General features: G+C 70.9%; 12 protein-coding genes. 6 read left to right on the top strand and 6 right to left on the bottom strand.

Annotated elements, in window-relative coordinates; translation table 11 throughout:
• Positions 1-14 precede the first annotated feature (14 nt).
• Positions 15-1,151, bottom strand: coding sequence for a sensor histidine kinase (locus ABWI07_RS26170; RefSeq protein ID WP_353820102.1), 1,137 nt, complete (start codon positions 1,149-1,151; stop codon positions 15-17).
• Between the two features lie 88 nt (positions 1,152-1,239).
• Positions 1,240-3,330 (bottom strand): DNA gyrase/topoisomerase IV subunit B, encoded by a 2,091-nt coding sequence (locus ABWI07_RS26165; RefSeq protein WP_149262143.1) that lies wholly within the window; start codon positions 3,328-3,330, stop codon positions 1,240-1,242.
• A gap of 211 nt (positions 3,331-3,541) precedes the next feature.
• On the opposite strand from ABWI07_RS26165, the gene ABWI07_RS26160 reads away from it, so the two are divergent.
• The 3 genes from ABWI07_RS26160 (at position 3,542) to ABWI07_RS26150 (ending at position 5,864) form a co-directional block, all read left to right on the top strand.
• Positions 3,542-4,444, top strand: a complete 903-nt coding sequence (locus ABWI07_RS26160; RefSeq protein WP_149262142.1) for an ABC transporter ATP-binding protein — start codon at positions 3,542-3,544, stop codon at positions 4,442-4,444.
• Entirely contained in the window at positions 4,441-5,514 is a 1,074-nt protein-coding gene (locus tag ABWI07_RS26155) for an ABC transporter permease (protein WP_200842176.1), read from the top strand. Before ABWI07_RS26160 ends, ABWI07_RS26155 begins: the two co-directional genes overlap by 4 nt.
• Before the next feature lie 119 nt (positions 5,515-5,633).
• Positions 5,634-5,864 (top strand): DUF7455 domain-containing protein, encoded by a 231-nt coding sequence (locus tag ABWI07_RS26150; protein ID WP_149262141.1) that lies wholly within the window; start codon positions 5,634-5,636, stop codon positions 5,862-5,864.
• A gap of 164 nt (positions 5,865-6,028) precedes the next feature.
• Here ABWI07_RS26150 and ABWI07_RS26145 read toward each other — a convergent pair whose 3' ends face one another.
• A complete protein-coding gene (locus ABWI07_RS26145; protein WP_353820101.1) occupies positions 6,029-6,736 on the bottom strand; it encodes a GNAT family N-acetyltransferase in 708 nt (235 codons plus the stop codon).
• A 47-nt stretch (positions 6,737-6,783) separates the two neighbouring features.
• Here ABWI07_RS26145 and ABWI07_RS26140 point away from each other — a divergent pair, with 47 nt between their 5' ends.
• Positions 6,784-7,527, top strand: coding sequence for a YaaA family protein (locus tag ABWI07_RS26140; protein WP_353820100.1), 744 nt, complete (start codon positions 6,784-6,786; stop codon positions 7,525-7,527).
• Between the two features lie 87 nt (positions 7,528-7,614).
• On the opposite strand, the gene ABWI07_RS26135 is transcribed toward ABWI07_RS26140, so the two are convergent.
• The 3 genes from ABWI07_RS26135 to ABWI07_RS26125 form a co-directional block, all read right to left on the bottom strand.
• Positions 7,615-9,255: an RNA polymerase sigma factor gene (locus tag ABWI07_RS26135; RefSeq protein WP_149262138.1), complete on the bottom strand. Its 1,641-nt coding sequence runs from the start codon at positions 9,253-9,255 to the stop codon at positions 7,615-7,617.
• Between the two features lie 253 nt (positions 9,256-9,508).
• Positions 9,509-11,575, bottom strand: coding sequence for a SpoIIE family protein phosphatase (locus ABWI07_RS26130; protein WP_353820099.1), 2,067 nt, complete (start codon positions 11,573-11,575; stop codon positions 9,509-9,511).
• A 394-nt stretch (positions 11,576-11,969) separates the two neighbouring features.
• Positions 11,970-12,551: an HhH-GPD-type base excision DNA repair protein gene (locus ABWI07_RS26125; protein ID WP_353820098.1), complete on the bottom strand. Its 582-nt coding sequence runs from the start codon at positions 12,549-12,551 to the stop codon at positions 11,970-11,972.
• Between the two features lie 148 nt (positions 12,552-12,699).
• Here ABWI07_RS26125 and ABWI07_RS26120 point away from each other — a divergent pair, with 148 nt between their 5' ends.
• Both ABWI07_RS26120 and ABWI07_RS26115 read left to right on the top strand, forming a co-directional pair.
• Positions 12,700-13,404 carry a molybdopterin-dependent oxidoreductase gene (locus tag ABWI07_RS26120; RefSeq protein WP_353820097.1) on the top strand — a complete coding sequence of 235 codons (705 nt, stop codon included), beginning with the start codon at positions 12,700-12,702 and terminating at the stop codon, positions 13,402-13,404.
• Positions 13,391-14,173, top strand: a complete 783-nt coding sequence (locus tag ABWI07_RS26115) for a cytochrome b/b6 domain-containing protein (protein ID WP_149262135.1) — start codon at positions 13,391-13,393, stop codon at positions 14,171-14,173. The genes ABWI07_RS26120 and ABWI07_RS26115 overlap by 14 nt, the downstream gene beginning before the upstream one ends.
• Positions 14,174-14,249: the final 76 nt, after the last annotated feature.

Genomic DNA, 14,249 nt, shown 5'->3' with positions numbered 1-14,249 from the left:
CTCGCACCTTCCGCTCAGGCCGGGACGCTGAGGGACACGCGGAATCCCCTGCCATCCGGTCCGGTCACCAGCGTGCCATCGATCAACTCCGCACGCTCCCGCATCCCCACGAGGCCGTATCCGCCGCCGCCCAGCTCCTCGACGGTCTCCGTGCCGCCGGTGTCGGTCACTTCGAGTTCCACCTTGCCGGTGAGGTAGCGCAGGGCGACCCGTGCGCGCGCGCCGGGAGCGTGTTTGCGGACGTTGGTGAGCGCCTCCTGCGCGGTCCGGACGACCGCGAGCCCGGCCTGCGGCGGCAGTTCGCGCGGCACGCCCGTCACGTGCACGTCGCACGGGCGTCCGGTGCTGGCGTAGAACTCCTCGGCGAGCTCCTGGAGGACCTCTTTGGGCTCCGGTATCTCGCCGCGGAGCGTGGCCAGGGCGCGCCTGGTCTCCTCCAGGCCGGATCGGGCGAGGTTCCGCGCGCGCTCCACCCGGTCCAGGGCCTGGACGCGGTCGCCGTCCCGCGCGAGCAGCAGCCGCGCCCCCTCCAGATGGACGATCTGCGCCGACAGCGAGTGGGCCAGGATGTCGTGGATCTCCCGCGCGATGCGCGACCGCTCGGCGAGGACGGCGTTGGCCGCCTCGGCGCGGCGGGTCGCCTCCTGCGCGGCCTTGCCCTGGCGGCTCGCCAGCGCGCCCAGGGTGATGCCCGCGACCGCCGCCATCAGACCGAGGTCCGCGCCGCTCGCGGCGTACGCCTGCCCCAGCCCGCCGATCGCGGCGACCGTCAGCGCGCCCACCGTGATGCCCCACGGCACCGGCAGCCACATCAGCAGCGCCCAGAGCCCGGCCATGGAGAAGAAGAACCCGTTGCCCGAGTCGGGAGCCAGCGCGTACAGCACCATCGCCGCCGCGATGGCCCCCAGCAGAAGGACGATGGCCAGGGACCGGTACCGTGCCCCGCACTCTCGTCCGAGCCAGATGCCGCTCCCCAGCAGGGCGAACATGATCACGTTGAGCACGACGAGGGCCAGGCCGACGCCGTGCAGCGCGGGGGCGGGGTCGGCTCTGAGCAGCCCCCGGACGTAGGCGGTGAGGCCCCAGCTCAGCAGGATGCCGACGATCACCACACGGGCGGTACGGCCCCCCACGGTCTTCACGGCGTTCATGCCCCCTGACGGTAGGCACCCGGGCCCCCGCGCGGATCGGCGCCCGGCTGGACTTCGCGGTCTCCACCTCAGGATGGAGACCGCTCGCTCAGGTGTCGATGCGCTCCGCGTCGAGCTCGGTGGCCCCGGCGGTGATGAACGCGCGGCGCGGGGCGACCTCGCTGCCCATCAGCAGGTCGAACACCTTGCCCGCCTCCTCGGCGTCCTCGATGCGGACGCGCCGCAGCACCCGGTGGCGGGGGTCGAGCGTCGTCTCGGCCAGCTGGTCGGCGTCCATCTCACCGAGGCCCTTGTAGCGCTGGATCGGCTCCTTCCAGCGCTGGCCCTTGCGCTCCAGCTCGACGAGCCGCTGCCGCAGCTCGGCGTCGGAGTAGGTGTAGATGTACTTGTCCTGCCCCTTTCGGGGCTTGACCAGCTCGATGCGGTGCAGCGGCGGGACGGCGGAGAAGATCCGCCCGGCCTCCAGCATCGGCCGCATGTAGCGGTAGAAGAGGGTCAGCAGCAGCGTGCGGATGTGGGCGCCGTCGACGTCGGCGTCGGCGAGGATCACCACGCGGCCGTAGCGGGCGGCGTCGACGTCGAACGTCCGCCCCGAGCCGGCGCCGAGCACCTGGATGATCGCGGCGCACTCGGCGTTCTTCAGCATGTCGGCGACGGACGCCTTCTGCACGTTCAGGATCTTGCCGCGGATCGGCAGCAGCGCCTGGAACTCGGAGTCGCGGGCCAGCTTGGCGGTGCCGAGCGCCGAGTCGCCCTCGACGATGAACAGCTCGCTGCGGTCGTCGGCGGTGCGGCAGTCGACGAGCTTGGCCGGGAGGGCGGAGTTCTCCAGGGCGTTCTTGCGGCGCTGGTTGTCGCGCTGGGTGCGGGCGGCGATGCGGGTCTTGGCCGCGCCGGCGACCTTCTCCAGCACGGCGCGCAGCGGCTGCTTCTGGCCGCGCTGCGGGTTCTCGAAGATCGCGCGCAGCTCGCGCTGGACGACCTGGGAGACGATGCGCGTCGCCGCGGACGTGCCGAGGACCTCCTTGGTCTGGCCCTCGAACTGCGGCTCGGGCAGGCGGACCGTCACCACGGCGGTGAGGCCCTCCAGGACGTCCTCCTTGATGACGTCCTCGTCGCCGTTCTTCAGCAGCTTGGTCGCGCGGAGCTGCTCGTTGACGACCTTGAGCACGGCGCGGTCGAAGCCGCGCACGTGCGTGCCGCCCTTCGGGGTGGCGATCACGTTCACGAACGACTTGGTGATCGTGTCGTAGCCGGTGCCCCAGCGCAGCGCGATGTCGACCTCGAGGTCGCGCTCGACGTCGGTGGGCGTGAGGTGGCCCTGGTCGTCGAGGACGGGGACGGTCTCGGTGAAGTGGCCGCGCCCCTGGAGCCGCAGCACGTCGACGAGCGGGGCGTCCTTGGCGAGGTAGGAGCAGTACTCGCCGATGCCGCCGTCGAACCGGAACGTCTCGTCGACGACCTCCTCGCCGCGCTCGTCGCGGACGTCGATGGTCAGGCCCGGGATGAGGAACGCGGTCTGCCGCATCCGGTCGAGGACGAGGGACTGCTCGACCGTGGCGTCCTTCAGGAAGATCTGCATGTCGGGCCAGAAGCGGACACGGGTCCCCGTGGTCTTCTTGGCGACCTTGCGGGTCTGCCGGAGGCCGGACTTCTTCTTGAACCGGGCGTTCGGGCGGCCGTCGTCGGCGAACTCGCCGGGCAGGCCGCGCCGGAAGCTGATCGCGTGGGTGTGGCCGTCGCGGTCGACCTCGACGTCGAGCCGCGCGGACAGGGCGTTGACCACGGACGCGCCGACGCCGTGCAGGCCGCCGGACGCCGTGTAGGACACGCCGCCGAACTTGCCGCCCGCGTGCAGCCGCGTCATGACCAGCTCGACGCCGGGCAGGCCCGTCTTGGGCTCCAGGTCGACCGGGATGCCGCGGCCGTTGTCGCCCACCTCGAAGGAGCCGTCGGCGTGCATCGTCACGCTGATGTGCGTGCAGTAGCCCGCGAGGGCCTCGTCGACGCAGTTGTCGACGATCTCCCACAGGCAGTGCGCGAGGCCACGGCTGTCGGTCGACCCGACGTACATGCCGGGTCGCTTGCGCACGGCCTCCAGGCCCTCCAGCACCGACAGGTGCCGGGCGGAGTAGCCGTGCGGGTCTTCGGTTGTCGCTTCGGCGGTCGCGGCGGTCAACGTGCGTGTGCTCCTCGGGGGTAGGACGGTCGGCAGAAGGGTACCCCCGGACGCCGACAATCCACCGAAAGGCTCGCCGCCGCCGACGTTCCGCACGTCGTCGCGGCGGGGCCCGGACGGTCCGCCAGGCTACCCCTACTTCGACTATCAGACCCGAACGTCCACCTATAGGTGGGTGTGCGAGGGCCGGATTCCTCCCTACTGTCCTCGCATGGTGCACACGATCGAGGTCTCGGGCCTCCGCAAGCGCTACGGAGACGTCCAGGCCGTGGACGGGGTGACGTTCGCCGTCGAGGAGGGCGAGTTCTTCGGCATCCTCGGGCCGAACGGGGCGGGCAAGACCACCACACTGGAGATCATCGAGGGGCTGCGGCGGGCGGACGAGGGCGACCTCACCGTGCTCGGCCTGCCCCCGTGGCCGCGCAACTCCAAGCTGCTCCCCAGGATCGGCGTCCAGTTGCAGGCGTCGTCGTTCTTCGAGCGGCTGACCGCGCGCGAGCAGCTGCGGACGTTCGGCTCCCTCTACGGCGTCCCGGCGAAGAAGGCCGACGCGATGCTCGAACTGGTCGGCCTGGACGACAAGGCCGACACCCGCGTCGAGAAGCTCTCGGGCGGCCAGGCGCAGCGCCTGTCCATCGCGTGCGCGCTCGTGCACGACCCGGAGCTCGTGTTCCTGGACGAGCCCACCGCCGCGCTGGACCCGCAGGCGCGCCGCAACCTGTGGGACGTGCTCCGCTCGATCAACACCGACGGCCGCACCATCGTCCTGACCACGCACTACATGGACGAGGCGGAGATCCTCTGCGACCGCGTCGCCATCATGGACTCGGGCAGGATCCTGCGGCTCGGCCCGCCGGCGGTGCTGGTGCGCGGGCTGGCGGCCCCGGCCAGGATCAGCGTGGCCAGCGGAGTCCTCGCCGTCGAGGACGCGCGGCTCCTGCCGGGGGCGGACGAGGCCGACGACGACGGCGTCTCGCTGACCATCTCCACCCGCGACCCCTCCGCGGTGGTCGCCGCCATGGCGGCCAAGGACGCGCTCACCGGCGTCCAGATCCGCGGCGCCACCCTCGAGGACGTCTTTCTGGAGCTCACCGGACGGGAGTACAGGGCGTGAGCACGTTCGAGAGTTTCAAGAGCCTGTCCAGGGCGATGTTCCTGGGCTTCCGGCGCGACCGCACCGCGCTGTTCTTCACCGTGCTGTTCCCCCTGATGTTCCTGGTGGTCTTCGGCGGGATCTTCGGCCACCAGTCGACGTCCAAGGTGAAGGTCCTGGAGGTGGGGAAGGCGCCGGTCATCGACCAGGCGGTGGCGCAGGGGGCCGGCGAGCTCGGCAAGGTCATGAAGGTCGAGAAGGCCCCCGACCGCGCCGCCGCCCTCCGCAAGGTCGAGAAGGGCGACGCCGACGCCGTCGTGGAGCAGGCCGGGGGCGAACTGGTCGTCCACTACTCGGTGGCCGACCAGGTCAAGTCCGGGACGGTGCGCGGGCTGATGAACTCGATCGTCCAGTCGGCGAACCTCGCCGCGTCCGGCAAGCCGCCCGCCTACCGGGTGACCGACCGGCAGGTGGAGGACGACTCCCTCAAGGCCATCCAGTTCTTCACGCCGAGCCTCCTCGGCTGGGCGCTGGCGTCGGCGGGCGTCTTCGGGGCGTCCCAGACGCTCGTCACGTGGCGCACCAAGGGCATCCTGCGCCGCCTCCAGCTCTCCCCCGCGCCGATCCCCACCGTGTTCGCCGCGCGGGTGGCGGTCAGCCTCGCCGTGGCGCTCGTCCAGTTCGCGCTGTTCGTGCTCGTGGCGCAGCTGCCGATGTTCGGCCTGAAGCTCAGCGGGGCCTGGTGGATGGCGATCCCGATGGTGATCGCGGGCGTGCTCGCCTTCCTGTCGATCGGCATGGTGATCGGCGCGTGGGCCAAGACGCAGGAGACCGCGCAGGCGGTGACCCAGCTGATCGTGCTGCCGATGGCGTTCCTCGGCGGCTCGTTCTTCCCCCTGGACGCCTCCCCGGCCTGGATGAGGACGCTGTCCTACATCTTCCCGCTGCGCTATCTCAACGAGGGCATGCTCAATGTGATGGGCCGGGGGCTCGGGCCGGCCTCCGCACTGCCCCAGATCGCCGTTCTGCTGGGCGTCGCGGTCGTCGGTGCCTTGGTCGCGGTGCGGCTGTTCCGCTGGGATGCCGCCTAATGTGACCTCGGTCACTAATTGGGCCATTCTGCTGTGGGCGTACGAAGAACCAGGTTGGGAACGCCAGCGTCGGGTTAGATGTTGTCCTAAGTACCGACCCCGAGCATGAGGAAGGTGCCGTGACTGGAGCCCTTGCCCCAACCAAGCCGCTGACCGTCGCCGACCGATGCGACCGCTGCGGCGCTCAGGCCTACGTCCGTGCAGTCCTTGTAGGCGGCGGCGACCTTCTGTTCTGCGCCCACCACGGGCGCAAGTACGCAGAGGCCCTCCGCTCCAACGGGGCCGACATTCAGGACGAGACCGACCGGCTGAACGAAACCCCGGCCGTCGCTTCTGACGAGGAGCGGTAGCCCTCAAAATAGAGCGACCCTAGGCGGCGGCCACCGGAGACGGTGGCCGCCGTTCGCATTCCTCCCTCCGGCACATGCGGAGGACAATTGCGTTGAGTGCACGAGTGATTGCACATCGTAGCCATATAGGGACGGCGCGGTGATGCGCTTCGCCCTTCGACTTCTCACCTTGTGGTGACATTCCTCACGCGGTAGTGATAGGCGGCCGCACGCACGAACCCCTCCGCCTCGTACAGCGCCCTGGCGGGGGCGTTCCGCTCGACGACCACCAGATACGCCCGTTCGCATCCCTGCTCGCTCCCCCAGCCGAGAAGGGCCCGCAGGACGCGCCAGCCCAGACCCCGCCTGCGCGCTTCCGGCGCGACGGCCATGGCGTAGATGCCGAGCCACTCCCCCTGAGGGACGCCGCGCCCTACGGCGAGGCCGTCCGCGCATGCGTAGCCGGCGCTCACACCGGTCAGGATCTTCTCCGCCATCGGCAGCTGGTGGTCGTAGCGGCCGTCGACCGACCACCACAGATCGAGCCACTCAATGGACGGCGCGTCCGCGATGTCCACACCGTCCCGCTCGTAGGGGCCGCTCAACTCGGTCGCCATCGCGAGCGTCGGGTCGACCAGGTCGTATCCCCGCCCTTCGAGGACCCCGTCGAGCCCTGCGGGCCGCGCCTGGGCGTCCATCGAGAACACGGTCGGGAGCCCCAGCGCGGTGTAGAAGCCCTCCGCCCGCTCAATCGCTCGGTGCACGTCCCCGGGATCGTCCAAGGGCAGGACGGAGTTGGCCCGCTTGGTCACGCCGCCGGCGTGGCGCAGCAGCCAGCCGCCAATATCCTGGGCGGACGGCGCGGGCCACGCCTCGGCGACCAGTTCGCCCAACCGACTCTCCAGGGACCGCGCCATCTGTCACCGCTTTCGGGGGGAACGTGCACATCCTGCTGCCGCCGTCGGAGAAGAAGGCCACCGAGGGGGACGGCCCGCCCCTCGATCTCGCCTCGCTGAGCTTCCCGGAGCTGAACCCGACGCGCAAACGCGTTCTCGCGGCCCTGGCGAAGGCGTGCCAGCGGGCCGACGCCGCGGAGGTGCTCGGCCTTCCGCCCGGCCAGGCCGACGAGGCCGTCGCCCGCAACAAGGCCGTGCGCAAGGCGCCGACCCTGCCGGCGGCGCGGCTCTACACCGGCGTCCTCTACGACAACCTCGACCTGCCCGATCTGGACGCCGAGGCCGCCGCCCGGCAGATCATCGTGTTCTCGGGCCTGTGGGGCGCGCTGAGGCTCACCGACCGCGTCCCGCCCTACCGGCTCGCCATGGGGGTCTCGCTACCTCCTGCGGGAGGACTGGGGGCGTCGTGGCGCCCGGCGATGCGCAAGGCCCTCCGGCTCGGCGACGACCTGGTCGTGGACATGCGGTCCGGGCCGTACGCGTCGGCGTGGAAGGCGCCCGGACCGGCGGTCTCCGTACGGGTGTTCCGGGAGCGGCTCGTGGACGGCGTCGCCAAGCGGACCGTCGTCAGCCACATGGCCAAGGCCACCCGCGGGCGGATCGCCCATGACCTGATCAAGGCGGGCGCCTCTCCGCGCACCCCGGAGGAACTCGTGAAGGCCGTCGCCGGCCTCGGCCACACCGTCGAACTGAACGGCGCCGACCTCGACGTCGTCCTGCACGACTGACGACACGTCCTCGGCACGATTCCAAGCACGCGATAGGGCCCCGGCACTGCCGGGGCCCTATCGTCGACGGGTCTGTGTCGCGGCCGGTCAGTCCAGGTAGTCGCGCAGGACCTGGGAACGGGACGGGTGGCGCAGCTTCGACATGGTCTTGGACTCGATCTGCCGGATGCGCTCCCGGGTCACCCCGTACACCTTGCCGATCTCGTCCAGGGTCTTCGGCTGGCCGTCGGTGAGGCCGAACCGCATCGACACCACGCCCGCCTCGCGCTCGCTGAGCGTGTCGAGGACCGAGTGGAGCTGCTCCTGCAGCAGCGTGAAGCTGACCGCGTCGGCCGGGACGATGGCCTCGGAGTCCTCGATGAGGTCGCCGAACTCGCTGTCGCCGTCCTCACCGAGCGGCGTGTGCAGCGAGATGGGCTCGCGGCCGTACTTCTGGACCTCGACGACCTTCTCCGGGGTCATGTCGAGCTCCTTGGCCAGCTCCTCCGGGGTGGGCTCGCGGCCCAGGTCCTGGAGCATCTGCCGCTGCACGCGCGCCAGCTTGTTGATGACCTCGACCATGTGCACCGGGATGCGGATGGTGCGGGCCTGGTCGGCCATCGCGCGGGTGATCGCCTGCCGGATCCACCAGGTGGCGTACGTGGAGAACTTGTAGCCCTTGGTGTAGTCGAACTTCTCGACCGCGCGGATCAGGCCGAGGTTGCCCTCCTGGATCAGGTCCAGGAACAGCATGCCGCGCCCGGTGTAGCGCTTGGCCAGCGAGACCACCAGGCGGAGGTTGGCCTCCAGCAGGTGGTTCTTGGCGCGGCGGCCGTCCTCGGCGATCCACTCGAAGTCCTCGAGGTCCTCCTCGGACATCGAGGGACCGGAGGCGGCGAGGCGCTCCTCGGCGAACAGGCCGGCCTCGATCCGCTTGGCGAGCTCGACCTCCTGCTCGGCGTTCAGCAGCGGGACCTTGCCGATCTGCTTGAGGTAGTCCTTGACGGGGTCGGCGGTGGCGCCGGCGGCCGCGATCTGCTGCGCGGGCGCGTCCTCGTCGTCGTCGCCGAGGGTGAACCCCTCCTCCTCGGAGGGAGTGTCGCCCTTGCCTGCGGGAGCGGCCTTCGCCGCGGGCGCGGCGGGGGCGGGCTCCTCCTCGGTCTCGGGCTCCTCGACCTCGGCCGTGTCGTCCTCGACGAGTTCGACCTCGAGGTCGGTCAGGTCGGCGTCGAGATCGACGTCCACCTCGTCGTCGACCTCGGGCTCGTCGCCCTTGTCGGCGGGGGCGGCCTTGACGGGCTGGGCGGCGGCCTTCTTCGCCGGCGCGCCCTTCTTCGCCTTGGCGCCCTTGGCCGGCGCGGCCTTCTTCGGCGGCGCGGGCTTGGGAGCCGCCGGGCGCGGCGCGGCGACGGCCTCCTCCGGCGCGTCGTCGCCGACGACGGCCGTCACCGTGTCGGGCTGCTCCTTGGCGGCGGCGGCGGTCTTGGGCCTGCGTGCCGGCGGCGTCGCGCGTTTGCGCGGACGCTTGGGCGCCGCGGAGTCGGCAGCGCTCACCATGACGGTCACACCCTCCTTGCTGAGGCTCCGCAGAATGCTGGAGGCCTTCGACACGGGGATGTCGGCCTCCTCGAACGTACGTCGTACGTCGTCGGCTTCGAGGTAACCCTGGGACCGTCCACGCTCGATCAGTTGCGCGATGACGTGATCGTGCAGATCTGACGCTTTCGAGGTCGAGCTAGCAGGCGACACAAATACCTCTCGAACGAACGTGTGGCTTGGTTGACCCAAGTGCCCTGACGGGCTCGGCCTCACACTGGGTGGGACCACACACGGAGCGGACCTCCCGGTGCGGGACCGCAGCGTACCCGCTCTCTCTGGGTCAAGCATTCTGGCACTGCTGCGCATTCCGCCTTGGAGTCCTACCCGGTAACACTCCACCTTAGAGGGCGCGGGGCGGTCCTTCGAACGTGCCGGACCGTCTCGGCGCCGCCTTCGGCGGGGTTCACTCGGACTTGGGCGGGACGTGCAGGGCAAGCACGGTCACATCGTCTACCTGCTCATACCCGGCAAGCATCCGATCGACCAGGAAGTCGACGAGTCTCTCGGGATCTCCTACCACTTCAGGTGGGGCGTCCGCGGCCACGGCGACAAGCTCCTCCAGCCCGGCGTCCACCCCACGCCTACGGTTCTCCACAAGTCCATCGGAATAGAAGACCACAGTGTTGCCGGTCTCGATGGAAAAACTTGTCTGCTGTCGCTGGCTCGGCCAGCCGAGGGGCGTTCCGGGCTCCCTCGTGCTCACGCGCGCGGGCGTGTCGGGCGAGATCAGCAGGGCCGGCGGGTGGCCCGCGTTGCTGAGCTCCCCCTGCCCCGTCTCGGGGTCGATCACCGCGTAGACGACGGTGGTGAACTGCTCCTCGTCCTCGGTGGCGCTGAACAGCCGGTCGAGGCCGGCCAGGACGGCGGCGGGGCGCGGATCGTTCAGCGCGAGGGCGCGCAGGGCGTTGCGGACGCGGCCCATTCCGGCCGCGGCGAGCACTCCCTTGCCCATGACGTCGCCGCACGCCACGGCGAGCCGGTTGTCGGCGAGGCGGAAGACGTCGTACCAGTCGCCGCCCACCTGCACGTGGCGCGTCGCGGGGTTGTAGCGCGCGGCCAGCGCCATTCCCGGCAGCTGCGGCAGGTCGCTCGGCAGGAGGCTCCGCTGGAGCTCCTCGGCGGTCCGGTGCTCGCGCTCGAACAGCAGGGCCCGCTCCACGGCCAGCGCGCACTGGCCCGCGAGCGCCTCCAGGAAGACCCGCTCCTCCTCGGTGATCTCCCGGGGCCGGGTGAAGGAGAAGCGGAGCGCGCCGATCGGGGCGCCGGCCGCGAGCAGCGGCAGGCCCACCCAGGCGCGCTCCTCCGTGTGCTGGGCGAACAGGTCGCGCTCGCCGTGGCCCAGCTGCAGGCGCAGGCTGTCGGGATGCTCGGCCAGGAACGGCCGGCTCTCGCGCACCGCCACCGACATCACGGTCTGGTCGCTGACCTTGATCCCGTCGCGGGACGGCGGCGGCGTCTCGCTCTCCGCCCCCGGCTGGGACGGGGCCACGATGCTGAGCCGCAGCTTGTCGTCGTCCAGCAGCGCCACGGCGGAGTAGTCGGCGCCGATGGCGGACCGGCCGACCTCGGTGATGACCTGGACGACCTGGGAGACGGTCAGGGCCTCGGCGAGCATGGAGGTGGCCTGCTGGAGGCGCGCGGTGCGCAGCGCCGCCGCCGAAAGCTGCTCGGTCAGCCTGCCGCGCATCTCCTCGGCCTCGCGCTGGCCCGTGACGTCGGTGTTGGCGCCGACCCACTCGATCACCGCGTCGCCCTGCCAGATGGGCACGGCCCGGACGTCGAAGTGCCGGTAGGTGCCGCTCTTGGTGCGGATGCGGTAGTTGGTCTCGAAGACGCGGTTCTCCTCGACGCAGTCGCGCCAGTGCGCCTCGATGCGGGGACGGTCCTCGGGGTGCACGACCGACAGCCAGCCGCCGACCGCGTAGTCGTCCGGCGTCTGGCCGGTGATCGCGCGCCATTCGGGCGCGTCGTCGATCACGCCGCCGGCCGGTGCGGCGACCCACACCACCTGGGCGCTGGCCTCCACGAGCGAGCGGTAGCGCTGCTCCTTGCGGCGGATGACCTCCTCGGCCCTGCGCCGCTCGGTGACGTCCAGCGCGGTCAGGACGACGCCCGGCCGCTCGTCGCCGCCGCCCTTGGCGGGCAGCCACGTGCACGCCAGGATGCGCTCCTCGACGGCGGTGGCCACGCCGGACGGCTCGTCGGACGCCTCCTGCGGGCGGACCGGGACCACGACCTCGAGGCCGCTCACCGGGCGGTCCTCGGCGACCACCTTCCGGAGCGCCGACTCGAACGCCGCCGCCAGCGCCTCCGACGGCCGGCGCTGCTGGAGGTCGCGCACGCGGACGCCCAGCAGCGCCGCGAGCGCGTCGTTCGCCCGGCGGCACCTCAGATCACGGTCGAAGAACGCCAGCCCCTCGGGGGCTTCCTTCAGCAAGGTCGCGTACAGCGCGGCGTCGGACGCATCCATGGGCTGCCCCTCCACCCCTGAGACGCGGGGATGCGGAACGGACGTCTCGGTGCTCAAGGACAACACCTCCGCCCCAGAGGGTCCCGTACCGCGCGGCAATTATTCATCACTATGAGTGAATGGGAGCAGGTTAACGCTCCCGCCTCCATCACAACACCGGTAGGAGTCAGGTACTCATCATCCCGATGGTTCGCCGCGTACGGAACCCCTGCTGAACATCCTTGTCCCCTCGGCCCCGGACGAACTCGTCGGATTCGGACACCGTCCAGGAAGGGCCTGCGGGGCGGCCCGCTCAGGACGGCAAGAAGGAGATGTTACGGCGTTGATGCGTCACGGGGCGTCAACTCGCCCCGTTCGGCGAGTTCCGCCCTTCCGCCGCCCATGCTCGGCGGCCCTACTTGGAGGCCTTGGCCGCGGCCTTCATCTCCTGCTTGAAGGCCCGCACCTGGGCGAGGGACTCGGGTCCGGTGATGTCGGCCACGGACCGGTGCGCCCCCTCCTCGCCGTACACGCCGGCGGCCTCGCGCCAGCCGTCCGGGCGGACGCCGTACTGCTTGCCCAGCAGGGCCAGAAAGATCTGCGCTTTCTGCTTGCCGAAACCCGGGAGGGCGTTCAGCCGCTTGTACAGCTCCTTGCCGCTGTCAACGCCCTTCCACACCTTCTCGGCGTCGCCGTCGTAATGGTCCACGAGGTACTGGCACAGCTGCTGGACGCGCTTGGCCATCGAACCGGGGTAGCGGTGGACGGCCGGCTTCTCCGCCAGGAGCGCCGCGAACCGCTCCGGGTCGTAGGCGGCGATCTCGTGGGCGTCCAGGTCGTCGGAGCCGAGCCGCTGCGAAATGGTGTACGGGCCTGAGAAAGCCCACTCCATCGGGATCTGCTGGTCGAGCAGCATGCCCACCAGCGCGGCCAGCGGGCTGCGTCCCAGCAGCTCGTCGGCCTCGGGACGCTGTGCGAGTTGAACCTTCGTGGCCATGGGCCCAGCTTAGAGCGCCGCCGCGCCCGTCCAGGGCGGTCCTGGAACCGTCGGCGCGGATCCGTTGGAGGACGCCCGGATCTGTCAGAAGTCTTACGAGGGCCGCCGAGCGGTGGCGGGCCCTGGCCGGTGGTGCTCGAATGGGGACGTGAGCGAGGAAGAGCGGACGGAAGGCAGTCCGGTGGGGCGGAGGGTCGTCCTGGGGATGCTCGGCCTCGGCGTGGCGGGGGTCGCCGTGGGGGCATCCGTCCAGGACAGGGTGAGCCGGACCCTGGCGCCGGTCGGGCCGATCGGGGACGTCCTGCCGGCCGCCGGCGGATTCCGGTACTACTCGGTCACGTCCAGCGTGAAGCGGCAGAGCGCGGCGACGCATCGTGTGACCGTTTCGGGTCTTGTGGACAAGCCGCAATCGTTCGGGATGGCCGATCTGGCGCGGTTGCCGCAGACGGTGCTCGACAGGGACTTCCAGTGCGTGACGGGCTGGCGGGTACCGGACGTGCGGTGGGTCGGTGTGGCGCTCCCCGATCTGCTGGACGCGGTCGGAGTCTCTTCCAGGGCGAGGGCCGTGCGGTTCACGTCGTTCGACGGGGTCTACACCGAGTCGCTGACGCTGGAGCAGGCGCGCCGCCGGGACGTGCTGGTCGCGACCCAGATGGACGGCAAGCCCGTCACTCACGACCACGGCGGCCCCACACGGCTGTACGTGGCGCCCATGTACGGCTACAAGTCGCTGAAGTGGCTGGGCGGCATCGAGGTGACCGACCGGGTGAAGCCCGGCTACTGGGAGGAACTCGGGTACGACGTGGACGCCTGGGTCGGAAGGTCGAACGGACGCAGCGATGCGCCCACCTGAGCCGTCACCGGCGTGGATCGTCCGGTTCACCCGGGCCGAGCGGTCGATTCACCATGCCACCGCGCTGCTGATGCTGATCTGCCTGCTGACCGCCGGGCTGCTCTACCTGCCGCTGCTGTCCACGCTGGTGGGCCGCAGGGAGATGGTCAAGACGGTCCATGTCTGGTGCGGGTTCGCCCTGCCCGTGCCGATCGTGCTCGGTCTCGTGTCCCGGGCGTTCAGGGCCGACCTCCACCGGTTGAACAGGTTCGTGCCCGCGGACTGGCAGTGGCTCAGGCGCGGCGACCGCAGGGCCGTGCGGGGCGGGCGCGGGATCCTGCCGGTGGGCAAGTTCAACGCGGGCCAGAAGCTGAACGCGGCGTTCACGGCGGGCGCGATCCTCGTCATGCTCGGCACCGGCGAGATCATGACCTTCCCCGGGCCGTGGGGCGACCGGTGGCGTACGGGCTCCACCTTCGTCCACGACTGGCTCTTCCTGGCCGTCCTCGCGGTGACCGCCGGGCACCTGTGGGAGGCGCTGCGGGACCGCCAGGCCCTGACCGGGATGTTGACAGGGCGGGTGGACCCCGACTGGGCCGCACGGCATCACGTGGCCTGGGCCGACGCCGTGAGCGGCTCCCGAGGCGCCGGCGGGAGATCGTCCGCCGCCGGGCCGAGTGCGCAGGTGGAGGGGGAAGCGCCCGCTCCCCGCGGAACGCCCCATGATCCCCGCGGAACGCCCGGTGAACGGGATCCGGATTTTGCGAAACGACCCCCCGGCACGTCTTGACTCGCCCGGGACGCGCGCTGGAGTGTGGCATCGAGGCGGGGTTCTCGCCGAGGCTCCCGTGCCAGGGCCGGTTCGG

The organism is Actinomadura sp. NPDC000600 (assembly GCF_040492135.1).
In the GTDB taxonomy this organism is placed as follows: Bacteria; Actinomycetota; Actinomycetes; order Streptosporangiales; family Streptosporangiaceae; genus Spirillospora.
The sequence above is the reverse complement of the archived record's forward strand: the minus strand, read 5'-3'. Positions and strand labels throughout refer to the sequence as shown.